Raw genomic sequence first — 24,686 nt, forward strand, 5'->3', positions numbered from 1 at the left:
CGCCGTACGGGTGGCCCAACGCCTCCTCGCGATGACCGCCGCGATCTGGCACAACAACAAGACCGGTGCACCCGTCACCCGGTCACTGATCGCCTACGACCACTGACCGGGATTCGGAACAACTCGTATAGTCTTTCTCCAAGCCAACCGCGACCTGGACGAAGCGGGCCTCGACCTCACCGACCGCTACCGGTGGGACGCCGGCCTGCCCGACCTCGACGCCCTGTTCCTCGAATGGCGTTGGCCCATCCCGGGCCGAAACACCAACCCCTGCGGCCCGCCCGGACACACCTGCGACCTGCACCGCCAAGCGGAACTCGTCGCCTACTACACCGAACGGCTCACCACTCCGACGATCCTGTGGGACAAGGACCGCCGACTTGCCCCGACCGATCCCCTCCGCCGCGCCGACAACGTCACCGTCTGCGAGCCGGCCCTCCACCCGAGCCCGGGCGCCGTGCCGCTGCTCTTTCCCGTCCCCGACACAGCGCTCGACAACGCCGACCCCACTGCGCTCGCCGCCTGCCAGCGGCCGACACCGCTCGTCTATGTCGGCAATCAGTACGACCGAGACGACGCCTTCGACACTTTCTTCGCGCCCGCCGCCGCGCAGGTGCCTCACCTGATCGCCGGCAAGTGGCCCGACACCAGCCGGTGGCCCGGCCTCAACTTCGTCGGCCGGATTCCGTTCCTACGGGTCGCCGAGATCCATTCGGGCGCGCTCGCCACCGTACTGCTGCTACCCGACCGCTACGCCCGCGCCGGCCAAGTCACCCAACGGATCTTCGAGGCGGTGCTTGCCGGCTGCGCTCCGCTCCTGCCCACCACCGTCCGAGGCGCCGCCGGCCTCGTACCGGCGAGCCTGCGAGTCAGCGACGCTGCCGACGTACGGGACCGGGTCGGCTGGCTCACCGAGATCGCCGGTACCAGCGAACACGCCACGCTGATCGGCGAGTGCCTGCACCGCCTCGACCCGTTCCGGCTTTCCACCCAACTCGACGTTCTCGATCGTCTGCTGCGCCGCGCGAAAGCGACACGGCGATGACCTACCGTGTCCGACCGACCGCGTCAGGTGTTGCACCTACTCTGGAGAACCATGGACAGGATCGCCATCATCGGCTGCGGCGGCAGCGGCAAGTCCACCGTCGCCCGGCAGCTGGCCGGGATCCTCGACGTACCCCTGACCCACCTCGACGCGATCTACTACGACGAGCAGTGGAACCCGCTGCCCCAGGACGAGTTCGCCGGCAAGCAGGAGAAACTCGTCGCCGGCGAGCGGTGGATCATCGAGGGCAACTACGCCTGCACCCTGCCCATCCGGCTTGCCGCCGCCGACACCGTGATCTTCCTCGACCTACCCGCGCTGACCTGTCTCTGGGGCATCATTCAGCGACGCCGGCGCTACCGGGGCGGCCAGCACCAGGCCGACGGTGTCTACGACCGAATCACCTGGAACTTCGTCCGCTACATCCTCGGCTACCGACGCACCATGCGGCCCCGGGTCGAGACCCTCATTCAGGAGTACGGGCCGCACGTCCGGCTGATCTCGCTGCGCAGCCGCCGACAAGCCAACCAGCTGGTCGACCGAGTACGGCGAGAGGCCCAGCCGATGGCGTAACCGGGCGGGGACGGGAGACGGCCGGTGTCGGCTAACCCGTTCCTCGACCCCGCGCTGGTCCACGGCGACCTGTACCGCACCGACGGCCGGCTCGCGGAACGCACCCGCGCGCTACACCAGGCCAAGATCGCCGGACGAGACGCCGCCCAAGTCATCGTCGACCTGCTCGCCCAGCGGATCTCACCCGGTGCGGTCGTGCTCGACATCGGCTGCGGACGGGGCACCACCACGCTCCGCATCGCCGCCGGTCTCCGCCCTCGACGGCTTATCGCGGTTGACGCCTCGGCCGCACTTCTGAACACCGTCCGTACCCGACTGGCCGAGGTCAACGAGGTCGGCTCGACGGTCTGCGCCGACTTCCACCACCTGCCGTTGCCCGATGCGATGGCCGACGCGGCGGTAGCCGCCTTCTGTCTCTATCACTCGGCCACACCGGCCGCCGTAGTCGCGGAGATCGCCCGCTGCCTCCGTCCCGGAGGTGTCGCCGTGCTGGTGACGAAGTCGCTGGACAGCTACGCCGAACTCGACCTGCTCGTCCAAGCAGCAAACCTCGATCCCGGCACTGCCAGGCGGCCGAGCCTCTACGAGAGCTTCCACAGCGACAACCTGCTCGATCTCGCCGCCACCCATCTCACCGTGCTCGACGTCCGACACGAGCGGCACGTCTTCGAGTTTGCCGACGCCACGCACCTCGCCCGATACCTCGCCACGACCCCGAAATACCGGATCCACCCGGCGGGCGGGCCAGCCGGCCTGGCCGCGATCCTCCGAGAACGGCTACCGGTGCCGCCGTACCTGACCCAATCCACCGTCAGCTACGCCCTGGCAGTACGGCCATGACCAGCAACCTCTTCCTCAAGTGGTACGACGACCCACAACGTTGTTTGGCAGCGGCGGCCCACCACGCCTGGCTCACTTCGCTGGAGTCCGGGGTCCGCCTCCCGCACCTGGTCACACGGACGGATCGTCACCTGGCCTTCGAGCGGCTGCCGGGCCGGACACCCGAGGTGGCCGACCTGCCTCGCGTGGCGTCCGTACTCGGTCGACTGAACGACGCCGCGTACCGCAGAGAACTGCACTCCGCGCGCCTCGACCAACCACACACCACGTCGACCGGGCTGACGCTCCCCGACTTCACCGCGCCGCGTCGCGAGGCGCTACATCGGGCCGCCCGCGTCACCGGAATCGACCTGGCCGCGCTCGACGCCATTCTCGAACGGCCTGGCCGGCCCACGGCCTTTTACAAGGACCCAAACGTCCGCAACTACCTCCTTAAGGGAGAGATTGTCGCCATCGTCGACTTCGATGACCTCACCCTCGCCCCTATCGGCTACGACCTGGCCGGCCTGCTCGTCACCGCCTCGATGACGTACGGCCGCCTCAGCCAGCGAACCCTCATGGGCTGCGCCGATGCCTACCGGGCCGCGATCGCGCCGAACTCCTGCGACCTTGACGAACTCCGGCAGTACGCCGAACTGCACCACCTCTTGACGCTCCGGTACCTCGGCACCAACGGATACCGGCACCCGTGGCCCACCGTCCGGCCCTGGCCCGACCCGTTCACACCGACCTGACCACCCCGAAGGAGCCCTGTCGATGGCCCCAACCACCGAACTCGTCATCGCCCGCCACGGCGAAGCCGCCTGCAACGTCACCGGAATCGTCGGCGGCGAACACGGCTGCACCGGACTGACCGACCGGGGACGCCATCAGGTCAGCCGGCTCGCTGCTCGGCTGGCCGCTGAACACGACGATCGCCCCTACGCCGTTTTCTACTCCACGCCCCGACGACGGGTGGTCGAGACCGCCGAGATCATCACTGAGGCACTCCGCCTGCCAACCACGGTCGAGCCGGACCTTCGCGGTCCCGACCACGGCGACGCCGACGGCCGTCCGTGGGCAGACATCAAGACTGCCTTCCAGGGCCCGCCACAACACAGTCCGGACACGCCGTACGCCGACGGCTCCGAAACCTGGAACCAGTACCTCGATCGGGCAACCAGAGTCCTACAGAAGATCCTCGCCCGGCACGACGGCGAGAGGATCCTCATCGCCGCCCACGGCGAGACCATCGAGGCGGCCAACAACCTCCTCCTCGCACTCCCCCAGAACGCCTGCCTACGGCTCGGCTTCGTCACCGATCACGCCTCGATCACCCGATGGCAACACCCAACCAACCGGTTCGGCCGCACCATCTGGCAACTCGTCACCCACAACGACACCCGACACCTCGAACCCCGACGATGAGCATCGATCTTCTCGAACTCTGCCGGCGCCTCCTCGACACCGACGGGGTGCCCGTCACGTGGCACCCAGGCCACGCCGGCACTCAGGTGCTCCGTGCCTCGACCGCAGAGCACGGTGAGGTGATCGTCAAACAACACCGCAGCCAAGAACGGCACACGCAGGAACTACATGCCTACCGGACCTGGATCTCAGCCTTCGGGGACCGGGCGCCCCGCCTACTCGCGGCAACCGACGACCCGCCCGCGATCGTCATCACCGCCGTGCCGGGTATCCCACTCGACCAGCGGAAGCTCGATCCCGAGGCTGAGCGGAACAGCTACCGCCAAGCGGGGCAGCTACTGCGGACGCTCCACGCCGCCGGACCGCCAAGACTGGAACCGGACTGGACGGCCTGGCTCGCCGAACGCGCCGAGTACTGGATCCACCAAGCCGGAGACCGCATTACATCCAACGACCGCGCCGAAGTACGCGCCCACATGCGAGCCCTTCAAGACCTCGCTCCGCTACCGGCCGTGCCGTGTCACCTCGACTTCATGCCCCGAAACATGATCTACGGCGACGACGGGACCGTTCGCCTGATCGACTTCGAGCACAGCCGCTACGACCTGCCTGCCCGCGACCTCGTACGCCTCGCCACCCGCATCTGGCCTCTCCGCCCGGACCTACGCGGCAGCTTCCTCGACGAATACGGCCAGCTCAGCGTAGTCGACCGCGAGCTCCTGGAACACTGCGCGCACCTTGATGCCCTGACGGCCTTGGTCACCACAACCCTCAGATGAACTCAGGCAACGGCCAGATCGCCTCCGATGGCTAGCGCGTCATCGATTTAGATGCGAAGCTATCTATGTAACGAGGAGTGCACAGGAAGCCACATTCAGCGATGTTGGTGGTTCCGTTGGGACAACTTCCGTTGTGGGGACCGGGCGCGGACGAGAATCCGCCGTCGAAGCCAGTACTGACACGACCAGCGACCCTCCGACTCCTGATCACCGTGAAGGCGGCTCCCAACCCGTCCGCCCGCTACGGAGAGACAGTCTGCGTCGGCGCGCTCGGCTTGGACACGCCCTGGACAGGCTGGATTCGGCTCTACCCGATCCACTTTCGAGATCTGGCCGACAACAGCAAGTTCCGCAAGTACGACATCGTCAACCTCGATGCGCTGCCGGCCAGGCAGGACCAGCGCCGTGAGAGCTGGAAGCCGATCGTGGACACCATCACCACCGAGCAGCACCTGACCAACCAGCAATCACGTCGAAATCTTCTCGATCCACTCGTCGAAGACTCTATGTGCCGGCTCAACGAGCAGACCCGCGACGACCCGAGCGCACAATCGATCGCACTGATTCGCGTCGCCGACATCTCGGCCTTACAGGTCAAGCGACATCCCGGCTGGTCGGTGGAGGATCGTAAGAAGATAGTTGGCTACCTCAACCAGCTCGACCTACTGGAGCCGTCCAAGCGCAGCCCTCTTCAGGCACCACGGTTCACCGGCGCCTACCGCTACCGATGCGCAGACCGCCGTTGCCGCGGTCACCAGCAGACACTCTGGGACTGGGAGTTCGTCGCCCTACAACGTCGCCTGAGCCAGCTCACCGACGCCGAGGCTACGGATCAGCTGAGACACAAGTTCCTCACCCAGCTCTGCGCCGCCGACCGCGACGTCGCCTTCTATGTCGGTAACCAAGCGGCAAGACCGCAATCCTTCAGCATCGGCGGCGTCTACGCACCCAAACGACCCGCCGCTCGATACTGACTACACGTCAACCGATGATCTCGGTCAGCACATCAGCGTGGCAGGCATCCTCAACGCGGCACCAACACGCCAACTGCTTTCCGGCGAGTTCCCGCCGCGCCCGCTCAACAAGCGCCGGCTGCCCCACAAGCCACTGCCTATACAGGCGCAACGCCTCAGCCCGATCATGCCTGCGAAGACTGAACGGATTGGCCCAGGGAGAACGCCGCAACCCGAACCCTTGCCGCCCGACATAGACGGCGCCGGACGGCACCACCGGGTGGTAGAGGTCCCCCTGCACTCGAACCCGTGACTGCGCCCCCACGCGGCCAGGGTAACTGCCCACGACGGGCCCGGAAGGGGTGGCTCGCGAGTACATCGCGTCCCGGCCACGCCGCCCCGGTCCAACGGCTCCCGAGCACCCACCGAGCGACCAGCCACCACTGGCCTACGCGAAAAAGGCCCTGACCGGCAGAGAACTACTAGGTCAAGGCCTTGATCGTTGGTGCGCCGCCAGGGACTCGAACCCCGAACCCGCGGATTAAGAGTCCGCTGCTCTGCCAGTTGAGCTAGCGGCGCTCGCCGGCAACGGGGAAAACCTTAACACGCACCCGACGGCGGTCTCCAATCAGATACCCCGGTCCCCCCGTTCGGTCGGATCAGCCCGACATACCGGCCTGAACGTCGCGAAACTTCCAGGCTCCGGGCACAACAGGATGGCAGTCATACGGCACGATGTCTCCGGGATCGAGTGGACTGAGGTGGGGATGGGCAGGAAGGCACGGGCCTGGGCGATCGTCGTCGCCCTGGCGGTTGTCGCGCCGCTCGGGACGGCGGCGTGCGGTGGCGGTGGCAGCAGCGAGAAGCCGCAGTTCGTGGGCGGCACGGCGGGTGAGCCCGGTTCGTCGCCGGCTCCGCCGGCCGAGGCGCTGGAGTTGAAGGTCACCCCGGCGGACGGCGCCAAGAAGCAGCCGGTCAGCACGGAGATCGGCACCAGCATCAAGGGCGGGAAGATCACCGCTGTGACCCTCACCGCCGACGGGGGCGGCGCGGTGAAGGGCGCACTCCGAGAGGACGGTTCGTCCTGGGTGCCGGCGAGCCCGCTGAAGTACTCGAAGACGTACACCGCCGAGGTCACCGCGACGGACCCGGCCGGCCAGACCGCGACCCGGAAGACCACCTTCACCACCATGGCGAAGCCGAGGTCGGTGATCGGCTCGGGCCTCTACCTCTTCGACGACAAGACGTACGGCGTGGCGATGCCGGTGGTGGTCGAGTTCTCGCCGGGGATCGCCAAGAAGGACCGGGCCAAGGTGCAGCGGCGACTGTTCGTCGAGTCCGACCCGCCGCAGCCGGGCGCCTGGCACTGGGTGGAGAACGGCACCCAGGCCTACTACCGGGCCCCGGAGTACTGGCAGCCGGGCACCACGCTCAAGGTACGGATCGGCCTGGAGGGCATTCCGCTCAGCAACGGCCGCTACGGCAACGTCGACCGGAAGGCGACCGCGAAGATCGGCAGCCGGTTCGAGATGAAGGTCGACAACGCGACGAAGAAGATGACCGTCTACGACGACGGTAAAGCGGTCCGGACCATCCCGGTGAGCCTCGGCAAGAAGAGCACCCCGTCATCGAGCGGCACCATGGTGATCATGGAGAAGAAGGAGCAGACCGTCTTCGACACCCGGGACGACCCGAACCCGGCGAACCGGTACGTCACCGACATCGACTTCGCCCAGCGGCTCACCTGGGGTGGCGAGTACATCCACGCGGCCCCGTGGTCCGTCGGTGACCAGGGACGACGCAACGTGTCGCACGGCTGCATCAACATGTCCACCCCGAACGCCCGGTGGCTCTTCGAGCGGACCAAGACCGGCGACCCGGTGACGATCACCGGCACCGAGGTGAAGCTGACCAACGGCAACGGCTGGACCGCCTGGAACCTTCCCTGGAAGGAATTCGTCAAGGGCAGCGCGCTGCCGGTACCGGACGATCTCGGAGCGTGACGGAAAGGCCGGCGACAACCTTCTCCCGCCACGTCGACAATTCGCGCTTTCCACCGCATTAGCCACGGCCCGTGGTGTTCTTTGGCACGACGGGAAACGAAAGCTTGTCGACTGGCGTCATTAGGGGAGGATGGCCCGGGGTATTCAGACCTGGGATGCTCGTGGGACAGCACTGTGAGGGGATCATGCGAGTGCGTCGTACTCAGTTGACACGTCGTACGTCCGGGCGGCGGCCGACGGCGTCGGGCCGGCTCTCGCCGGTTCGGGCGGTCGCCTCGGTCCTGCTCGCCGGCGCTCTCGCGGTCACCGCCACCGCCTGCACCAGTGGCGGCGGCAAGGACGGCGGCGGCCCGGCCTGGCAGAGTGGCAACGAGGCCGAGCAGAAGCCGAAGGCGTCGGCCGCGATCACCGCTCCGGCGGCGGACGCCAAGGACGTGCCCGCCTCGGCGGAGATCACTTTCACCAGCAAGGACGCCACCGACACCAAGGTCGAGGTCAAGGACGCCGCCGGAACGGCCGTCAAGGGCAAGCTCACCGGCGACGGCACGTGGCTGCCGGAGAAGCAGCTCGACTACGCCACGACGTACACCGCGACGGTGACGGCGACCGGCGACGACGGCAAGCCGGCGACGGCGACCAGCACCTTCACCACGATGGCCAAGCCCGGCAAGCAGGTCCGGGTGACCAGCTTCCTCGGCGACGGCCAGACGGTCGGGGTCGGCATGCCGCTGATCGTCAAGTTCAGCCGGGCGATCCCGCAGGACTACCGGGACGACGTGCAGCGCCGGATGACGGTGCAGGCGACGCCGGCCCAGGAGGGGATCTGGCACTGGGTCAGCCCGACCGAGGTGCGGTACCGGCCGAAGACGTACTGGAAGGCCAACAGCAAGATTTTCTACAGGATCCAGGCCGGCGGCCTGCCGATGGGTGACGGCTACTACGGCCGGGCCGATCTGACCGTCGACATCAAGACCGGCACCTCGCTGCTGATGACGGTGGACAACAAGACCAAGAAGATGACGGTCACCCGGGACGGCAAGACCATCAAGACCATCCCGATCAGCCTCGGCAAGAAGAGCACCCCGTCCTCCAGCGGCACGATGGTGATCATCGAGAAGAAGAAGGAAACCGTCTTCGACACGATGGACGACCCGAACCCGGAGAACCGCTACATCACGGACATCGAGTACGCCCAGCGGCTCACCTGGGGCGGCGAGTTCATCCACGCCGCACCCTGGTCCGTCGCCGACCAGGGCCGACGCAACGTGTCGCACGGCTGCGTCAACATGTCCACCGCGAACGCCAAGTGGCTGTTCGACCAGACCAGGATCGGCGACCCGATCGTGGTCAAGGGCACCGAGACGAAGCTGCAGAACGGCAACGGCTGGACCGACTGGAACATGAGCTGGGACGAGTACGTCAAGGGCAGCGCCATCCCGTACGAGCCGGCCTCGAACGAATAGGCAGCCGGCGGCAGGCGCCGAGCCGACCACGGAATCTGACCGAGGGGTCGGACCGGGGGAAACAACCCCCGGCCGGCCCCTCGTTCTCGTCGACGTCGACCGCGGCAACGACCGCGGAAACGGAACAAGGCCCCTCCGAGCGGAGAGGCCTTGACCTGTGCCGATCCGAAGATCGGGCGATGGGGTGACTGATGGGATTTGAACCCACGACACCCGGGACCACAACCCGGTGCTCTGCCAACTGAGCTACAGCCACCATGCTTGGTACACAATCACACCCTCCGGATCATCAGACCCGGCTGGGGTGCCGACCAATGATAGCCACACCCCCACCCCCGCCGTCGACCGGGTTGCCCGGCCGGCGGCCGGCCGCCCCGACCGACGGCGGTCCGCCGGGCGCCGCGTCGGGACGTCGGGCGCCGGTCGGCCTACAGCTCGGCGGCGATCGCCTTGGCGGCCTCGACGTCGGGCCCGGGCAGGGGTACGAAGATGGTCCGCCGGTAGTACTCCAGTTCCCGGATGCTCTCCCGGACGTCGGCCAGGGCCCGGTGGGCCAGCCCCTTCGCCGGCTGCCCGAAGTACACCCGGGGGTACCAGCGGCGGCACAACTCCTTGATCGAGGAGACGTCGATCATGCGGTAGTGCAGGTGCGCGTCGAGCCGCGGCATGTCCCGGGCCAGGAAGCCCCGGTCGGTGGCGATCGAGTTCCCGCACAGCGGCGCGGTACGGGGATCCTTGACGTACGTGGTCACGTACTCCAGCACCAGGTCCTCGGCCTCGCGGAGACTGACCGTCGACCGGCGTACCTCCTCGGTCAACCCGGACTTCTGGTGCATCGCCCGGACGATCTCCGGCATAGCCTCCAACGCCGGCTCGTCGGCGTGGATGACCACGTCGACACCGTCGCCGAGCACGTTGAGGTTACGGTCGGTGACCAGAGCGGCGACCTCGATCAGCGCATCCTTGCCGAGGTCAAGCCCGGTCATCTCACAGTCGACCCAGACGAGAAGATCAGCCACGCCGCTCAGACTACGCGCCACCGGGGGACCCGCGCCTCAGCGCTGCGGACAGAACGGCCCGCTAGGGTTTTCCCGTGCCTGCCGAGCCTCCCACCCCACCCGCCGTCGTCGAGGACGACCCCGGCGGCCGGACCGTACGCCAGATCGTCGGCGTGGCACTGATCGTCGCCCTGCTTCCGTTCCTCTACCTGCTGGACACCCCGCACAACTTCTTCGACCTCAAGATCTACATGAGCGCGACGCGGTGGTGGGCCGAGGGCAACCCGCTGTACGACTACGTGCAGGCCGACAGGGTGCAGGGTGAGTTGTACTTCACCTACCCGCCGTTCGCGGCCCTGCTGCTCCGGCCGTTCGCCGGGCTGCGGCTCGTCGCCACGATCACGATCTTCACCGTGCTCAGTCTGGTCGCGCTGGTGGTGACCACCTGGTGGCTGGTGGCGCCCCTGGTCGAACGGCACCGACTGCCCCGCTGGTTCGCCCTGGGTTTCGGGGTGTCGCTGGTGCTCGCCATGGAGAGCACCCGCGAGACCCTCGCCTTCGGGCAGATCAACATGCTGCTCGTGATCCTGATCCTGGCCGACCTGCTGTTCGCCGTACCCCGGGGGTCACGCTGGGCCGGCGTCGGGATCGGGCTGGCGACGGCGCTCAAGTTGTATCCGGGGATTTTCATCATCTACCTGCTCGCGGCCCGGCGGTGGCGGGCGGCGATCGGCGCCAGCGTGGCCGCGACCGTGGCGACCCTGCTGGCGGCGGCCGTCGCCCCCGGCGACTCGTGGCGGTTCTGGACGCACGAGCTGTGGCTGACCGATCGGGTCGGACGGACCGACTACACCGGCAACCAGTCGCTGTTCGGACTGCTTCACCGGTTCACCACGCCGGGAGAGCCCAACCAACTGCTCTGGCTGCTCCTGGTCCTGATGATCGCCGGGTACGGACTGTGGCGGGCGGCCCGGGCCGCCCGGGCCGGCGACCACCTGGCCGGGCTGGCGCTGACCGGGTTGGTCGGGGTGCTGGTGAGCCCGATCACCTGGACCCACCACGCGTACTGGTTCATCCCGGCCCTGGTGGTGCTGGTCGACGTCGTCCTGCGCCGACCCGGTGACCCGGCGGTCCGTGGCGTCGGACGACGACGCCGGATCGCCCTGCTGGTCCTCGCGGTGCTGCTCGCCGCCGCGATGGTGTACGGCGTGGTCTCCTTCTACGACTGGGGTGACGACTTCGTCCGTACCGATGCGCCGCACGAGTTCCTGCTCCGGAACACGTACGTGCTGTTCGCGTTGGTGCTGCTGGTCGTGCTGCCGATCCGGGGCGGCTCGGCGGACACGCGGGCAACGGATCACCCCGCAAAACATGAACCAAGTATCAGGTAGCGTCAGAACTTGCGCCAAATGGACAGATGTATCTAGTCTGGCTCCAGGCAGCTAATCTGGGGACACATCAGAAAACGTCCCTTCGGTACACCGATCCCCCGGTGAGAGTGGCCCCCCGTGTCGGCAGCGCGGGGGGCCACTCGCGTCCCGCCCCCGGAGCGGCCGTGCCACCCGCCGGGGATCGTCCGGCGGGGCCGGGTTCCGGCCGGCGGGGCGTCTGGTCCGGCCGGCGGGACCCCGCTCGCCGCGCCACGCCGCTACGTGACGTGCGAGTCGGGCGTGTACCCGGCCCGGAACGGTGGCCGCGACGCTCAGTGGGTTGGCGTCGGTCGCCGGATCACCTCGGGGAGTCGGTCGTCGTGCTCGTCGAGTTCCGGCTCTGCCGGGTGGGGTCGCGACGCCGTACCCCGAGCGGGCACCTGACCTGCCGTCGGGTCGGACTGGCGCAGCGTGAGGTCGGATTGCCGGACTGTCGGGTCCAGTTGGCGCAGTGTGGGGTTGGAATAGCCCTTCCCCGCATTCACCGGCGATCGGCCCGATCGGGGCTGGTTCAGGTCGTAGCGGCCCGCCGGGACGGCCGTCCGGAGGCGGGCTGCCGCGGCCGGCACCGGGGCGGCCGGCCGGGGTGGGGTCGGGATCGGTGGCGTCGGCAGCGGCGGGGTCGGTGAGGGGGCCGGCACCGGGGCGGGTGGTGGGGCGGGCATCGGCGCCGGCGCGGGGGCGGGGGCCGGGGCCGGGGCCGGGGCCGGGGCGCGCCCGGAGTCGACCCGCACCACCTCGGATCCACGTACCGGCGACGCGGGACCCGTGGTGCCCGTCGGCCGCACCAGGTCCGCCAGCGTCGCGGGCCGCGCCGAGGCTCCGACACCGGACACCGGGACGGTCGTACCCGTGGTCTCCAGGTTGGTCGTGACCTGCGGGGTAGCCGTCATCCGGCGTACCGATTCTGGTCGGGCGGCCGGGACCGTGGCGGCCGGGACCGTGGCAGCCGGGACCGTGGCAGCCGAGGCCGAGACCGTGGCGGGCTGGGCGGTGGCGGACGGCACGGAGGTGTACTGCGGCTCGGCCTCGCCGGATCGGCGCGACTTCCGACCGAGGGCGTTCAGGGCGGTGACGCCGAGCCGGGCCGCGAACGCGGGAACCTGCTCAGGCTCGACGACAAAGACCACCTCACGGGGGCGGACCGGTCGGGCCAGCAGGCCGACGCCCAGCAGGGCCAGCAGACCACCGGCGACGAGCAGCGCCCAGGTGGCCTGGTCGAGCCAGCCGGGACGGATCTCGGTCCGCAGGTCGGCCGCGATTCCGGGCCGCGCGTCGGGACGCATCACCACCAGGCTTAGCCGATGCCCGCGTACGTCGTCGGGGCTGAGATCCAGCACCCCCACCCCCTGCCGGATCCAGAGGCTCTGTTCTCCCGGCCGCCCCACCCCGGACTGCGCCGACGGCACCTCCCCCGACGGGCGCTCCGCCGACGGGCGTTCGGTGGCGGACCGTCCGTCCCCGGGCGGCTGCCCGGAGCCGGTGGACGATCCACCAGTCACCCGTCGGACCGGGGCCGACGATCCCTGGGCGGCGGCGGTGGGCGCCTCGGCCGGGCTGACCTGCACCGGCAGCACCCCTCTGGTCACGCTGACCCGGTCGACCCGGGCGTACGGGACCTCGGAGAGGTAGGTCCGGACCTCGGCCGCCGGCGCCAACCCGATGAACGCCGGATCGGAACCGTCACGGGCGACAACCCGCAACCCGGTCCGGCCGGCGGTGACGAAGGGCGCGTCCCGGTCCAGCAGCACGGCCAGGTCCGGTACGACAACCGCGTACCCCTCGGTGCCGACCCGCTCCAACGGGCCACCGAACCCGCCGTTCGGACCGCGCTGCTGGCCCACCGTCCACAGTGCAACGCCGGCGAGCAGCACCGGCAGTCCGATCGTGACCAGAAGCAAACCTGCGGCGAGCCGTACGAACCGCATCCGCGCATCTCCCTCGTGGGTCGGTGTACCCACCGACCCGGGGGGCCGGAGTACTCGCCGACCATACCGAGTGAAATCGCTCCAACACGGATTATTGCCTGAAAACGCCGCTGGCCCGCCGGCAACTGCCGACGGGCCAGCGACGTACCTCTGCTCAGCTGGTCGGCGGAGTGGTCACCCGGCGGGTGCGGACCAGGGCCAGGCCGCCCAGTACCAGACCGGCGAGTCCGGCGACCAGCCCGGCGATGCCGAGCGCCAGGGCGCCCGAGTCACCGTCGTCTTCGGACGAGGCGGCACTGTTCGACCCGGGTGCCTGGGCGGGCGGGCTGGCCGGGGCCGCGCCACCCTCCGGAGCCGCCGGAGCCAACGCCAGCACCGGCGCCGGGTCGTTCTCCGGCTCCGCACCGTCCGCCGCCGGCGGTTCGATCCAGCGCGCCACGTTGCCGTCCGAGTAGTGCTGGAGCACCCGGAACACCATCCGGTCCTTCTCCGGCAGCGGACCCATCGAGACCGGGAACTCCTGGAACTCACCCGGCTTGATCCCGGCGTTCGCCGACGCGGTCCAGGTGATCTTTGATACCACCTCGGTGACCTGGCTGCCGTGCACCTCCAGGGGCGGGTTGACCGTGCGCCTCTCGATCGCCACCGTCCACCCCGGCACGGGCATGGTGGAGACCGACGCCACCGGCGCGTCGTCCGGCATCGTCACCTCCAGCTTGACCGTGGACGCGGTGTCACTCTCGGTCGGCACCCGGAAGGCGAGCCGGCCGTAGCCGCCCTGGGTCGCCTCCCGGGGGTTCACCGTGACGTGCGCGGACGCCGGCGCGGCCAGCCCGAACACGCCGACCGCGGTGGCACCGAGAACGAGGGCGACGGTGGTGGACGCCGCCCGACGGTGACGGATCATGGGGGTACCTTTCTAGGTGATCGGCACGGCGCTGGTCACCGTGGCCTGGTCGATGTCCGAGAGCCGGACGGTGAAACTGAGCTGCCAGTTGCCCGCCGACGGCAGGCTGATCTCACCGGTGGCGTGACTGTCGGTGAGCGGCAGCAGCGGAATCTCGATCGGTTCGATGCCCTTCTCCGGCAGGGCGGCGGTGGCCCGCCACTCGACCACCGGCAGCGGCTTGTTGTCCAGGGTGTACGCGTACAGGTGCACCGAGTTGCCGCCCCGCTTCGCCGGGTCTATCTCGACCTGCAGCGAGTACAGGGAACTGGTCAGCGTCGTGCTGTAGTAGGCGGCGGTGCCGTTCGTGCCGTAGCCCTCGGCGGTCCGGGCGGGCGGGGTCTGCACCAGGACGGCGGAGATCGCCAGTACGACCGCGGTGATGGCCAACTCCGCCCAGACCGCCCGCCGGATTCGCGTCGTCCCGACCGACGGGCCGGCGGCAGTGCCGGCGGCGGCTCCTGCGCCGGACGGAACCGTGGCCGGTTCCGGCTCCTGCGCCGCGTCGTCCGGCTCCGCGCTCTCCGCCAGCTCCCCGGCGTCCTCGTCCTCGTCGAGGCGCCCGTCCCCGTCGTCGGCCCCGTCCTCGTCCAGAAACCGACGACGTACCAGTTGCCGGGAGTACGCGGCGGCCGCGATGACCAGCACGAAAAGGACGATCTTGGCGATCAGCAGCCGGCCGTAGGTGGTCGAGACCAGCGCGCTCGGCGTACCGACCTCGATCAACGCCTGCACCACACCCGCCAGCAGCAGCGCGGAGACCGCGAGGGTGGCCCAGCGGGACCAGACCGGAAGGATCGCGTCGAGTTCCCGCTCGGTCGCCCGGCGGAGCAGGAAGCCCACGAGCATGACCAGGCCACCGAGCCAGACCGCCATGCCGGCCAGGTGCGCGGCGTCGACGACCACCGAGACCGCCGGCACCGGCGAGGCGCTGGCGTGCCCGGCGATCGGCCAGGTGAACAGGCCGGCCACCCCGAGGACGACCAGCAGGATCTGGTCGCCGCGACCGGCCCGCCCGGTGACCAGGGGCCGGACCAGGATCGCCGTCGCCGCCAGGATCCCCAACCGGACCAGGTGCGCCGCGCCGAACGTGCTGCCGAGCACGTCGCCGAGGGCGCTGCCGCTGACCGCGAAGAGCCCGCCACCGCCGGTGTACGGCACCTGGAGCCAGATCGCGCCGACCGTGGAGAGCGCGACCAGTCCGATCCCGGCCCAGATCAGCCGCGCCGGGCCGGCCCGGTCCAGACGTCGGGGCCAGAGCAGGCTGAGCACCAGCACCGGGCCGATCAGCAGGAGCAGTCCGGCGTACCCGAGGAACTTGGCGACCCGGACCGCGACGCCCACCGTCGGATGGACCTCGTCGGCGCCGCTGTCGGTCGGCGGTGTCGACGGAGCGCCGACCGAATAGGTGTACGCCCCGGCGACCGGATGGCTGTCCGCCGAGATCACCCGGTAGCTCACCAGGTACGTCCCGCGTGGCCCGCCGGGGTCGACCGGGATGGTGACGACGGCGCCGTTGAAGGTCGGCTTGCCCCGGTTGACCCGACTGCCGTCCGGACCGAGCACGCGGATCTTGTCCGCCACCTCGCGGACGCCCTCGCTGAACGTGAGCACCACCTCGGTCGGGGCGCTGCCCAGCACCGACTCGGCGGCCGGACTGCTGCTCACCAGTACGGCGTGTGCGCTGGCCGGGGTGGCCGGGCCGAACAGCAGGGCGAGCCAGGCCAGCAGCAGGCCGAGGCCGGCGCCGATCCGGGTCAACGGGCGGCCGGGTTCACCACCGGTCCGGTGGCGGCGACCCGCGACATTCCGAGGGGGATTCGCAGCAGTCATGCCGGACATGGTGGCCGACCGGGCCCGCCCCGCGCGACCTCCGGTCACGTGGCCCCGCTCCCACCGCTGGTCCAGTCCCCTGCCACGTAGCAATGGTCGGCATCCCCGGCGGAAAAGTTCCCGTTGTGATACGTCCCACCGGGCCGGTCGTGGTCAACCCGGTCTGCCGGTCAATGCTCCCGTGTCGCCGAGATTGTCCGCGTACCGTAAGTGAGCGTGATCCCACCGTACGCAATGCCATGGACGACACTCCGGCCGGCCGGAACCGTGCCGCCGAGCACGACGACACAATGACCGTGACCGAACGGACCGCAGGAGACATCCGGGCCCCGGGGCGCAGCCGCTGGCTCGTCGTCCGGCCCTGGCTCGGCACCGCCGCCCGACTGGGGCTCGCCGCGGTGTGGCTGGTGGCCGGCGGCTCCAAGATCGGTGATCTGGCCGCCTCCGGGCGGGCGGTCAACGCCTACCAGATCTTCCCGTACGACCTGGCGGTGGTGATCGGCGCGGCCCTGCCGTTCGTCGAGATCGCCCTCGGGGTGATCCTGCTGCTCGGCCTCGCCACCCGGCTGGCCGCCGGGATCTCCGCGGTGCTGCTGGTGGTCTTCGTCGCCGGCATCGCCTCGGCCTGGGCACGCGGGCTCTCCATCGACTGCGGCTGCTTCGGCAGCGGCGGCAACCTCGCCGCCGGCCAGGATCCGACGTACGGCACCGAGGTCCTCCGGGACGTCGGCTTCCTGGTGCTCGCCGGGTTCCTCCTCGCCTGGCCCCGGACGCCCTTCTCGGTCGACGGCGTGCTCAGGGACCGGTGGGAAGAGCCGGACGACGACCCGGCGGAGACGGCGGACGACGACCCGCCGGCGGATACGGAGGGGCAGCGGAGATGAACAACAGGAAGGGTCGCCGCCGGGCCACCCGGCCGGGAGAGCCCGGCCCGGGTCGGGCCGAGGAGGCGCGGGCCGGCCGGAACGGGGAGTCGCGGACCCCGCGGAACGGGGAGTCGCGGGCCGCCCGCGGCGGGGAGTCCCGCCCCGGCCGGGCGGACAGCCGGCCGGCCCGGGTGGTACGCGAGCAGCGGGCCCGGGAACGACGCCGCCGCCGGACCCTCTGGGCCTCGATCGGCGCGGTGGTGGTGCTGGTCGCCGCCGGCCTGATCGGCTGGGCCGTCTCGGCCAGCAAGGACGCCGGCGACTTCACCCCGCCCGGCGGCGCCAACCCGGAGGGCACCGGCATCGTGTTCGGCACGGGGCCGGTCAACATCGACGTCTACGCGGACTTCATCTGCCCCTTCTGCAAGCAGTTCGAGCAGCAGGCCGGCGGCACCCTGGACCAGCTCGTCGCACAGGGCAAGGCCCGGATCACGTACCACCCGGTCGCGTTCCTCAACCGTTTCTCCAGCACCGACTACTCGACCCGGTCCTCCGCCGCCTCCGGCTGCGCCGCGCAGAGCGGCAAGTTCCGGGAGTACTCCCGGGCGCTCTTCGACCGGCAGCCGCCGGAGGGCAGTGCCGGGCTGAGTGACACCCAACTCGTCGACGTGGCCGTCGGGGTGGGTCTGGCCAGGGACAGTTTTGCCAACTGCGTCCGAGAGAATACGTTCAAGAAATGGACCGACCACGTGACCGAGGAGGCGAGCCGGGCGGGCATCAACGGCACCCCGACGGTCCTGGTCAACGGCAAGCAGGTGCAGGCGAGCGCCGAGGCGGTCACCGCGGCGGTGACCGCGGCCGGCGGATGACGGACCGGGCGGCGTACCAGCGGGGCGGGCACCGGCGGATGACGTACCGGCGGATGCTGCTGGCGGTCGTCGCCGGCCTGCTCGGGGCGTTGGCCACCGCCGCGCCGGCCGCCGCGCACGCCGCCGACACCCCGGACGGCAGCAACTACGCCAGCGCCGTGCGCGGCCTCACCCCGGCTGTGCCGGGCCTGCGGGTACGCCTGGTCGAGGGCGGTGCCCGGCTGGAACTGGAGAACCGGACCGGCCGGACGATCGAGGTGCTCGGCTACGCCGGTGAGCCGTACCTGGAGGTCCGGTCCGACGGCGTCTACGAGAACGGCAACTCCCCGGCGACATACCTCAACCGGACGCTGGCCGGCGAGACACCGCCGATTGGCACCGACCCGACCCGGCCGCCGCAGTGGCGCCGGATCGGCACCGAGCCGGTCGTCCGCTGGCACGACCAGCGCACCCGCTGGCTGGAGGACGGGCCGCCGGCGCGGGTCGCCGCCGCCCCGGACCGGCCACAGCGGGTACGGGACTGGACCGTGCCACTGCGCGACGGCGGCACGACGGTGCAGGTACGGGGCACCCTCGACTGGGTTCCGCCCCCGGACCCGCTGCCCTGGTGGGCCGGGGTCGTCTTCGGGGCACTCGTGGTCGGTGGACTCGGGCTGCTCCCCCGGGCATCCCGGCCCGGTCGACGGGCCACCGTCGTACTGGCCGGGGTGGCCGGCACCGGTGGGCTCGCCGCGCTGGCCTACGCGCTGGCCCGGGGTGCCGACGCCGGGTTCGGCGGGATGCTGGCCGGGCTGGTCACGAACCAGCTCTGGCCGACCCTCACCGGGGTGGCGGCGCTCGTCACGGCGGTCCACGTCCTGACCCGGCAGCGACCGGCCGCCGACTTCGTGCTGACCCTGGCCGGGACCTGCCTGGCCCTGTTCGCCGGGGTGACGAACGCCTCGGTCTTCCTCCGTTCGGTGCTTCCGGTGCCGTGGCCGGCGGGGTACGCCCGGGTGCTGGTCGCGATCGTGCTCGCGGCCGGGTTCGGGCTGGCGGCCGCCGGCGCGCTGCGGCTGCACACCGCCGCCCGGCACGGTCGGCCGGTCCCGCCCACCCGGGCCCGCTGGTCGGCCGGCACCGGCCTGGAGGGTGAACCGGCCGGCCGGCGTTAGGACGGAAGCCGGCCTGACGGCTCAGCCCTGGGCGGCGAGCTGGCGGGCGGCCAGGGTCGGGTCGAAGCCGTACGGCAGCTCCAGCCGGTGCCGGGCGAGCAGTTCCTGGTCGGTGAGCAGGTCGACGGTGGTCCCGTCGGCGACGATCCGTCCGGCGTCCAGGATCACCGACCGGTCACAGAGTTCCAGGGCGTACGGCAGGTCGTGGGTGACCATCAGCAGAGTCACCGGCAGCCGGCGCAGGATCGCGGCCAGTTCCCGCCGGGCGGCCGGGTCGAGGTTCGACGAGGGTTCGTCGAGGACCAGGATCTCCGGGTGCATGGCGAGTACGGTCGCCACCGCCACCCGGCGGCGCTGCCCGAACGACAGGTGCTGCGGTGCCCGGTCCCGGTGCTCGGTCATGCCGACCGCGTCCAGCGCCTCGACGACCCGGGCCTCCAGTTCGGCGCCGCGCAGCCCGAGGTTCGCCGGGCCGAACGCCACGTCCTCGGCGACGGTCGGCAGGAAGAGTTGGTCGTCGGGGTCCTGGAAGACGATGCCGACCCGGCGGCGGATCTCGGCGAGGGTGGCCCGGTCCCGGTCCACGGTGAGCCCGCCGACGGTGACCGTGCCGGCGCCGCCGGAGAGGATCCCGTTGAGGTGCAGCACCAGGGTGGTCTTGCCGGCCCCGTTCGGGCCGAGCAGCGCCAGCCGCCCGCCCCGGGGCACGGTCAGGTCGACCCCGCGCAGCGCGACGTGTCCGTCGGGGTAGCTGTAGTGCACCCCGCGTACGTCGAGGGAGGGCGGGTCGGCGGCGGGGAGGCTGTCCACGTACCCGATCATCCCAGCACCAGGGCGGTGGCGGCGATGCCGGTCGCGGCGAGCGGCACCGTCGCCGCGACCAGCCAGTGCCGTACCGTCGCCGCGCCGGCGGTCCGCCAGGCGGCGGGCATCCGGCCCTGGTAGCCACGGGCGACCATGGCCAGGTAGACCCGCTCGCCGCGTTCGAACGCGCGGAGGAAGAGGGCGCCGACGCCGACGGCGAAGCCGCGCAACTGCCAGACGAACCGCGGGTCGTCGCCCCGGGAGATCCGGGCGACCCGCATCCGCCGGGCCTCACCGACGAGGACGTCGAGGTAGCGCAGCATGAAGGTGGCGATCTGGGTGATGATCTGCGGGCAGTGCAACCGGTCCAGCCCGAGGAGCAGGTCCCGCATCGTGGTGGTCCCGGCCAGCAGCAGCGAGGCGAGGACCCCGAGGGTGCCCTTGGCCAGGATGTTCCAGCCGCCGTACAGCCCGTCGACGGAGAGCTCCAGGCCGAGCCAGACGACCCGTTCACCGTGTCCGAGGAACGGCAGCGCGAACGCGAAGACGACAAACGGCAGCTCGATCAGGGCCCGGCTGAGCAGCCAGCGCAGGCCGATCCGGGCCGGCGCGGCGACCAGCAGGACCAGTACGGCGTACCCGCCGAACGCCCAGAACGCCTCCCGGGGGGTGGCGACCACGGCGATGCTGAAGAGCACCATCGCCGTGATCTTGACCTCGGGCGGGAGCCGGTGCACCGGCGACGTCCGGTCCCGGTAGAGGACGTGCGCGTGACCGGCACCCATCTGAGGCGAACTCCTTCGGCTACCGCGCGCCGTCGACCGGCGCGGGGACGGACCCGGCGGGCTGTCCGGCCGCCGGCTCGTCGCTGACCGGTCCCCCGCCACCGGTACGCCGGCGGGCCAGCCAGAACAGCCCGCCGCCGACGGCGAAGGTGAGCAGGACGCCGAGCACCCCGGACAGGCCGGTGGAGAGGAACGTGTTGTCGATTCCGCGTACCCCGTAGTCGGCCAGCGGCGAGTCGGCCAGTTCGTGGTCTCTGGTCTCCTGAGCCGGGCAGCTGCCGCCGATGATGTTGTCGTCGGCGTCGAAGGTGCAGCCCTGCCGCAGCGACGAGTCGAGCCCGTCGGGGTGGCTGGAGGCGAAGTTGCTCACCACTCCGGCGAGCAGCAGGGCCACCAGCAGCCCGCCGAGAATGAAGGCACCGGTCCGCCGGGTCATCCGTCCTCCTCCGCCGCTCGCGATCACCGTGTCGGGGCTTGCGTTCGCCGGGGTCGTCGCGCGGCTCACCGGAGACCTCCGGCGGCCGGCACCGGGGCGGCGGCGGGGGTACGCAGACCGCGCAGCGCGTACACCAGGTCGGGGCGGACCTTCGCCACGGTCACCACGGTGGTCGCGGTGATCAGGCCCTCGCCGATGCCGATCAGCAGGTGGGCGACGGCCATCGTGCCGGCCAGGCCGCCGAGGCTGCTGCCCACGTCGGTGGTGCCGCCGAGCCAGTACTGCAGGACGAAGCCCTGCGAGGCGATCAGCACGCTGACCACCGAGGCGACGAAGGCGGTGGCCGCGAGTCCGCCGGGGTTGCGGGGCAGGACCCGCAGCAGGAGCGCGATCAGCAGGTATCCGACCGCCGTACCGATGACCGCCATGTTGGTGATGTTGAGGCCGAGCATGGCGACGCCGCCGTCCCCGAAAACCAGCGCCTGGACGATCAGCACCACGGCGACGCAGAGCGCACCGACCCAGGGGCCGACCAGCATCGCGGCAAGCGCGCCGCCGAGCAGGTGGCCGCTGACCGCGCCGGTGAAGATCGGAAAGTTGAGCATCTGCACGGCGAAGATGAACGCGGCGACCAGACCGGCCATCGGCGCCAGCCGGTCGTCCAGGTCCTGCCGGCCGCGGGCCACGCAGAACGCCAGTGCCGCCAGGGCGAACGCCGCGAACGCCGCCGCCACGGGACCGTTGATGATCCCGTTCGAGATGTGCATCGCCAGGGTCTCCACGCCACCTCCTCCAGCCAGGGCGGGTCCCGCCCACTCGGCCGGCTCAGCCTATGGGCAAGGCGATGTTGTTGCCAAGGATTGGCAAGAGCTGTACGCCAAGCGCAACCTCGGGTATACCTGGCGCTAGGGTCGGGTCCATGACCTCGCCAACCCGTCTCGACGCCGGCGACACCGCGCCGGACTTCGCGCTCCCCACCGACACCGGCACCACGCTCACCCTCAAGGAGCTGCGTGGCCGCAAGGTGATCCTGTACGCGTACCCGGCCGCGATGACCCCGGGTTGCACCAAGCAGGCGTGTGACTTCCGTGACTCGCTGGCCTCGCTGCAGGTCGCCGGCTACGAGGTGGTCGGCATCTCCCCGGACAAGCCGGAGCGGCTGGCGAAGTTCCGGGAGCGGGACGCGATCACCTTCCCGCTGGTGTCCGACGCCGACAAGGCGGTGCTCACCGCGTACGGGGCGTACGGGGAGAAGCAGTCGTACGGTCGCACGGTCACCGGCGTGATCCGGTCGACGTTTGTCATCGACGAGGAGGGGCGGATCGAGCGGGCGCTCTACAACGTCAAGGCCACCGGCCACGTCGCGAAGCTCCGCCGCGACCTGGGCCTGGACTGAGCCGACCCCGAAAAGCCGACCTGAGGAAGTCGGCCCGGGGCCGGACCGAGGAAGGCCAGCCGAGGCCGGGGCTTCCCGCGATCAGGCCCCGGCCGGTACCCGCCGATCGGATGATGGTCGGTGGTGGCCGAAGACGACGCGGGAACCGGCGCCGCCCGGAAGCGGCGTCACCCCGGGCTGTCCGGGATCGCCCACCTGCTCCGGATAGCGACCGAGGGCCCGGCCGGGCAGGGCGGGGAACGGCACGCGACCTGGCTCGAACTCTTCTTCGACCTGGTCTTCGCGCTGCTGCTCACCTCGGTCGCGGCCCGGCTCGGCGACCCCGCCGAGCCGTCCCTGAACCGGCTCGCCAGCACGTTCGCGATCTTCCTGCTCGCCGAGTGGATCTGGTACACCCAGGCCTTCTACGACAACCGCTTCGACCCGGACGACACACCACACCGGATCCTCGTCCTGACGGCGGCGGCCGGGGTGGGCGTGCTCGGCCTCGGTGCCCACGACGTACCCGACGGGCTGCTCTTTCCGCTCGGTTACCTGGCTGTGCGGGCCATGCTGCTGCTGATGTACCTGCGGGTGCTCGCCAGCCGGCCCGGATCCCGTCAGGTGGCCGGCGTCTACCTGACCGGTTTCGGGTTCGGCTGGCTGTGCTGGCTCGGCTCGCTCGCGGTCGACCCGGCGGTCCGCCCGGTGCTGTGGATCACCGGGCTGGTCGGCGAGCTCGCCGCCCTGTGGCTGGGCCGACGCTGGCTGGCCCGTAGTCCGGTGCACGCCGGGCACCTGCCCGAACGGATCGGGCAACTCCTGATCATTCTGCTCGGCGCCATGCTGACCACCGTGCTCGGTCGGGTGCCGCTGCCCGACCCGCCGGTCCGGGCACTGCTCGCGGCAGCGGCCGCCTTCGTGGTGTCGGTCTGTTTCTGGTGGACCTACACCAGTTTCCTGGCCGCCGGTCTGCCCATCCGACGCCGGCTCGGCAGCGGTCAGGTCTACGGCCTCATCCACGTACCGGCCGGGATCGCGGTCCTCTTCCTCGGCTGGACGTCGGGTCAGGTCGTGGCGCAGATCACGCAGGATGCCGGGCGACTGCCCGGCATCCTGCGTGCGGTCCTGGCCGGGTCACTCGTGATCTGGATGCTCACCGGGGTCGTCCTGCAGTGGTTCCTCCTCGGTGCGGTGCCCCGGGCCCGGGCGGTGGCCACCGCACTCGGGGTCGTGCTGGTCGCCGGGGTCGCCGCCGGGTCGGTCGTCCCGGCCGTGACGCTGGCCCTGACCACCGCGATCATGATCGGTTACTCGATCACGGTGAACGCGCAGCTGGCCCGGTCCGGCACCGGCAACACCGGCCACCCGACGTCCGCGCAGCCCGAGACGCCGTAGCTGCCGGCGGGGCCGGGAGCCGGCCGGAACCGGTGACTCGGGCGGGTTGCCAACGGGTGCGCGTTGTCGGTCTAGACTCACGTCCGAGCGGGAGTGGTGTAATGGCAGCCACGCAGGATTTAGGTTCCTGTGCCTTCGGGCGTAGGGGTTCGACTCCCCTCTCCCGCACCGAACACGTCGGCGCCTGTTAGCGCCGTCACGACGATGCCGGCCGGATCGGCGGACGGGTCGACACCGACGAGGATCAGCCGGGTGGGCATCCGCTTCGTGGTCGATCCTCCCCTCACCGCCGAACTCCGTGACCAGATCGTCACGCTCTGGACCGCGGTGACCAACGCCGGCGGCGCCGTCGGCTTCGTCGGCCCGGTCACCGAGGACGACGTACGTCCGCTCGCGCTCACCACCCTCGCGGAGGCGGGGAACGGCCCGGACCGGCTGTTGGTCGGGTACGAGGAGGACGGGCGGCCGGTCGCGATGCTCTTCCTCACCGACAACCGCTTCCGGCTCAAGGCACACTGGGGTGTGCTCAAGCGGGTGATGGTGCACCCCGACCGGCAGGGGTACGGCCACGGCGCCGCGCTGATGCGACACGCCGAACAGGTCGCCCGGGAACTCGGCTGGGCGGCACTGCACCTGACCGTACGCGGCGGTACCGGCATCGAGAAGTTCTACCAGCGGCTCGGCTACCAGGAGGTCGGCCGACTCCCCGGCGCGCTCCGGCTCGGCCCCGACGACGACCGCGACGAGATCCTGATGTGGCTGCCGCTCGGCCGCTGAGTCGCCGGTCCGCCGGGGGCGAAC

At 70.6% G+C, this 24,686-nt stretch carries 24 protein-coding genes, 3 tRNA genes and 2 pseudogenes; 18 read left to right on the forward strand and 11 right to left on the reverse strand.

What is annotated here, in order from left to right; all coding sequences use genetic code 11:
• From ABGB05_RS21975 to ABGB05_RS22010, 8 genes and pseudogenes are all read left to right on the forward strand, one after another.
• Positions 1-106, forward strand: a pseudogene (locus tag ABGB05_RS21975) (IS982 family transposase); the annotation flags it as partial.
• 21 nt (positions 107-127) lie between these two features.
• Positions 128-1,045: pseudogene (locus ABGB05_RS21980) on the forward strand (hypothetical protein); the annotation flags it as partial.
• Positions 1,046-1,096: 51 nt separating this feature from the next.
• Complete coding sequence (locus ABGB05_RS21985) at positions 1,097-1,618, forward strand: topology modulation protein (RefSeq protein WP_347655343.1); 522 nt, start codon at positions 1,097-1,099, stop codon at positions 1,616-1,618.
• Between the two features lie 24 nt (positions 1,619-1,642).
• Positions 1,643-2,458: a class I SAM-dependent methyltransferase gene (locus ABGB05_RS21990; protein ID WP_347655344.1), complete on the forward strand. Its 816-nt coding sequence runs from the start codon at positions 1,643-1,645 to the stop codon at positions 2,456-2,458.
• Positions 2,455-3,192, forward strand: coding sequence for a phosphotransferase (locus tag ABGB05_RS21995; RefSeq protein ID WP_347655345.1), 738 nt, complete (start codon positions 2,455-2,457; stop codon positions 3,190-3,192). The genes ABGB05_RS21990 and ABGB05_RS21995 overlap by 4 nt, the downstream gene beginning before the upstream one ends.
• A gap of 22 nt (positions 3,193-3,214) precedes the next feature.
• On the forward strand, positions 3,215-3,865 hold the full coding sequence (locus ABGB05_RS22000; protein ID WP_347655346.1) for a histidine phosphatase family protein: 651 nt from the start codon (positions 3,215-3,217) through the stop codon (positions 3,863-3,865).
• Positions 3,862-4,644: an aminoglycoside phosphotransferase family protein gene (locus tag ABGB05_RS22005; protein ID WP_347655347.1), complete on the forward strand. Its 783-nt coding sequence runs from the start codon at positions 3,862-3,864 to the stop codon at positions 4,642-4,644. The genes ABGB05_RS22000 and ABGB05_RS22005 overlap by 4 nt, the downstream gene beginning before the upstream one ends.
• Before the next feature lie 101 nt (positions 4,645-4,745).
• Positions 4,746-5,618, forward strand: coding sequence for a hypothetical protein (locus ABGB05_RS22010; RefSeq protein ID WP_347655348.1), 873 nt, complete (start codon positions 4,746-4,748; stop codon positions 5,616-5,618).
• 7 nt (positions 5,619-5,625) lie between these two features.
• Here the strand turns inward: ABGB05_RS22010 and ABGB05_RS22015 are convergent, their stop codons facing one another.
• Together ABGB05_RS22015 and ABGB05_RS22020 are read right to left on the reverse strand one after the other, a co-directional pair.
• Positions 5,626-5,976, reverse strand: a complete 351-nt coding sequence (locus ABGB05_RS22015) for a DUF4326 domain-containing protein (RefSeq protein WP_347655349.1) — start codon at positions 5,974-5,976, stop codon at positions 5,626-5,628.
• Positions 5,977-6,100: 124 nt separating this feature from the next.
• Positions 6,101-6,176: transfer RNA gene (locus tag ABGB05_RS22020), tRNA-Lys, on the reverse strand.
• A gap of 188 nt (positions 6,177-6,364) precedes the next feature.
• Between ABGB05_RS22020 and ABGB05_RS22025 the strand changes: the two genes are divergently transcribed.
• Complete coding sequence (locus tag ABGB05_RS22025; protein WP_347655350.1) at positions 6,365-7,600, forward strand: Ig-like domain-containing protein; 1,236 nt, start codon at positions 6,365-6,367, stop codon at positions 7,598-7,600.
• Between the two features lie 281 nt (positions 7,601-7,881).
• Positions 7,882-9,063: an Ig-like domain-containing protein gene (locus ABGB05_RS22030; protein WP_347655429.1), complete on the forward strand. Its 1,182-nt coding sequence runs from the start codon at positions 7,882-7,884 to the stop codon at positions 9,061-9,063.
• Between the two features lie 180 nt (positions 9,064-9,243).
• Here the strand turns inward: ABGB05_RS22030 and ABGB05_RS22035 are convergent.
• A tRNA-His gene (locus tag ABGB05_RS22035) sits at positions 9,244-9,319 on the reverse strand.
• Between the two features lie 172 nt (positions 9,320-9,491).
• Entirely contained in the window at positions 9,492-10,082 is a 591-nt protein-coding gene (gene orn / locus ABGB05_RS22040) for an oligoribonuclease (RefSeq protein WP_347655351.1), read from the reverse strand.
• A gap of 74 nt (positions 10,083-10,156) precedes the next feature.
• Between orn and ABGB05_RS22045 the strand changes: the two genes are divergently transcribed.
• Complete coding sequence (locus ABGB05_RS22045) at positions 10,157-11,452, forward strand: glycosyltransferase family 87 protein (RefSeq protein ID WP_347655352.1); 1,296 nt, start codon at positions 10,157-10,159, stop codon at positions 11,450-11,452.
• A gap of 311 nt (positions 11,453-11,763) precedes the next feature.
• Here the strand turns inward: ABGB05_RS22045 and ABGB05_RS22050 are convergent, their stop codons facing one another.
• The 3 genes from ABGB05_RS22050 to ABGB05_RS22060 form a co-directional block, all read right to left on the reverse strand.
• A complete protein-coding gene (locus ABGB05_RS22050; RefSeq protein ID WP_347655353.1) occupies positions 11,764-13,419 on the reverse strand; it encodes a hypothetical protein in 1,656 nt (551 codons plus the stop codon).
• A gap of 154 nt (positions 13,420-13,573) precedes the next feature.
• Positions 13,574-14,326 carry a YcnI family protein gene (locus tag ABGB05_RS22055; RefSeq protein WP_347655354.1) on the reverse strand — a complete coding sequence of 251 codons (753 nt, stop codon included), beginning with the start codon at positions 14,324-14,326 and terminating at the stop codon, positions 13,574-13,576.
• Positions 14,327-14,338: 12 nt separating this feature from the next.
• On the reverse strand, positions 14,339-16,198 hold the full coding sequence (locus tag ABGB05_RS22060; protein WP_347655355.1) for a copper resistance protein CopC: 1,860 nt from the start codon (positions 16,196-16,198) through the stop codon (positions 14,339-14,341).
• A gap of 290 nt (positions 16,199-16,488) precedes the next feature.
• Here ABGB05_RS22060 and ABGB05_RS22065 point away from each other — a divergent pair, with 290 nt between their 5' ends.
• The 3 genes from ABGB05_RS22065 to ABGB05_RS22075 are packed head-to-tail and all read left to right on the forward strand — an operon-like array spanning position 16,489 to position 19,087.
• Entirely contained in the window at positions 16,489-17,082 is a 594-nt protein-coding gene (locus ABGB05_RS22065; protein ID WP_347655430.1) for a MauE/DoxX family redox-associated membrane protein, read from the forward strand.
• Positions 17,079-17,933, forward strand: a complete 855-nt coding sequence (locus ABGB05_RS22070) for a thioredoxin domain-containing protein (RefSeq protein ID WP_347655356.1) — start codon at positions 17,079-17,081, stop codon at positions 17,931-17,933. The genes ABGB05_RS22065 and ABGB05_RS22070 overlap by 4 nt, the downstream gene beginning before the upstream one ends.
• A complete protein-coding gene (locus tag ABGB05_RS22075) occupies positions 17,930-19,087 on the forward strand; it encodes a hypothetical protein (RefSeq protein ID WP_347655357.1) in 1,158 nt (385 codons plus the stop codon). The genes ABGB05_RS22070 and ABGB05_RS22075 overlap by 4 nt, the downstream gene beginning before the upstream one ends.
• A gap of 21 nt (positions 19,088-19,108) precedes the next feature.
• On the opposite strand, the gene ABGB05_RS22080 is transcribed toward ABGB05_RS22075, so the two are convergent.
• The 4 genes from ABGB05_RS22080 to ABGB05_RS22095 form a co-directional block, all read right to left on the reverse strand.
• Positions 19,109-19,909: an ATP-binding cassette domain-containing protein gene (locus ABGB05_RS22080; protein WP_347655358.1), complete on the reverse strand. Its 801-nt coding sequence runs from the start codon at positions 19,907-19,909 to the stop codon at positions 19,109-19,111.
• Entirely contained in the window at positions 19,906-20,676 is a 771-nt protein-coding gene (gene cbiQ, locus ABGB05_RS22085; protein WP_347655359.1) for a cobalt ECF transporter T component CbiQ, read from the reverse strand. Before cbiQ ends, ABGB05_RS22080 begins: the two co-directional genes overlap by 4 nt.
• A gap of 19 nt (positions 20,677-20,695) precedes the next feature.
• Complete coding sequence (locus tag ABGB05_RS22090; protein WP_347655360.1) at positions 20,696-21,112, reverse strand: PDGLE domain-containing protein; 417 nt, start codon at positions 21,110-21,112, stop codon at positions 20,696-20,698.
• Between the two features lie 65 nt (positions 21,113-21,177).
• On the reverse strand, positions 21,178-21,894 hold the full coding sequence (locus ABGB05_RS22095; protein ID WP_347655361.1) for an energy-coupling factor ABC transporter permease: 717 nt from the start codon (positions 21,892-21,894) through the stop codon (positions 21,178-21,180).
• 137 nt (positions 21,895-22,031) lie between these two features.
• On the opposite strand from ABGB05_RS22095, the gene bcp reads away from it, so the two are divergent.
• The 4 genes from bcp (at position 22,032) to ABGB05_RS22115 (ending at position 24,662) form a co-directional block, all read left to right on the forward strand.
• On the forward strand, positions 22,032-22,508 hold the full coding sequence (bcp, locus tag ABGB05_RS22100; RefSeq protein ID WP_347655362.1) for a thioredoxin-dependent thiol peroxidase: 477 nt from the start codon (positions 22,032-22,034) through the stop codon (positions 22,506-22,508).
• A gap of 123 nt (positions 22,509-22,631) precedes the next feature.
• Positions 22,632-23,885, forward strand: coding sequence for a low temperature requirement protein A (locus ABGB05_RS22105; RefSeq protein ID WP_347655363.1), 1,254 nt, complete (start codon positions 22,632-22,634; stop codon positions 23,883-23,885).
• Positions 23,886-23,972: 87 nt separating this feature from the next.
• A tRNA-Leu gene (locus tag ABGB05_RS22110) sits at positions 23,973-24,053 on the forward strand.
• Positions 24,054-24,137: 84 nt separating this feature from the next.
• Positions 24,138-24,662, forward strand: a complete 525-nt coding sequence (locus tag ABGB05_RS22115) for a GNAT family N-acetyltransferase (RefSeq protein WP_347655364.1) — start codon at positions 24,138-24,140, stop codon at positions 24,660-24,662.
• Positions 24,663-24,686 lie beyond the last annotated feature (24 nt).

The sequence above is a fragment of the Plantactinospora sp. B5E13 genome, assembly GCF_039871775.1.
Taxonomy (GTDB): domain Bacteria; phylum Actinomycetota; class Actinomycetes; order Mycobacteriales; family Micromonosporaceae; genus Plantactinospora.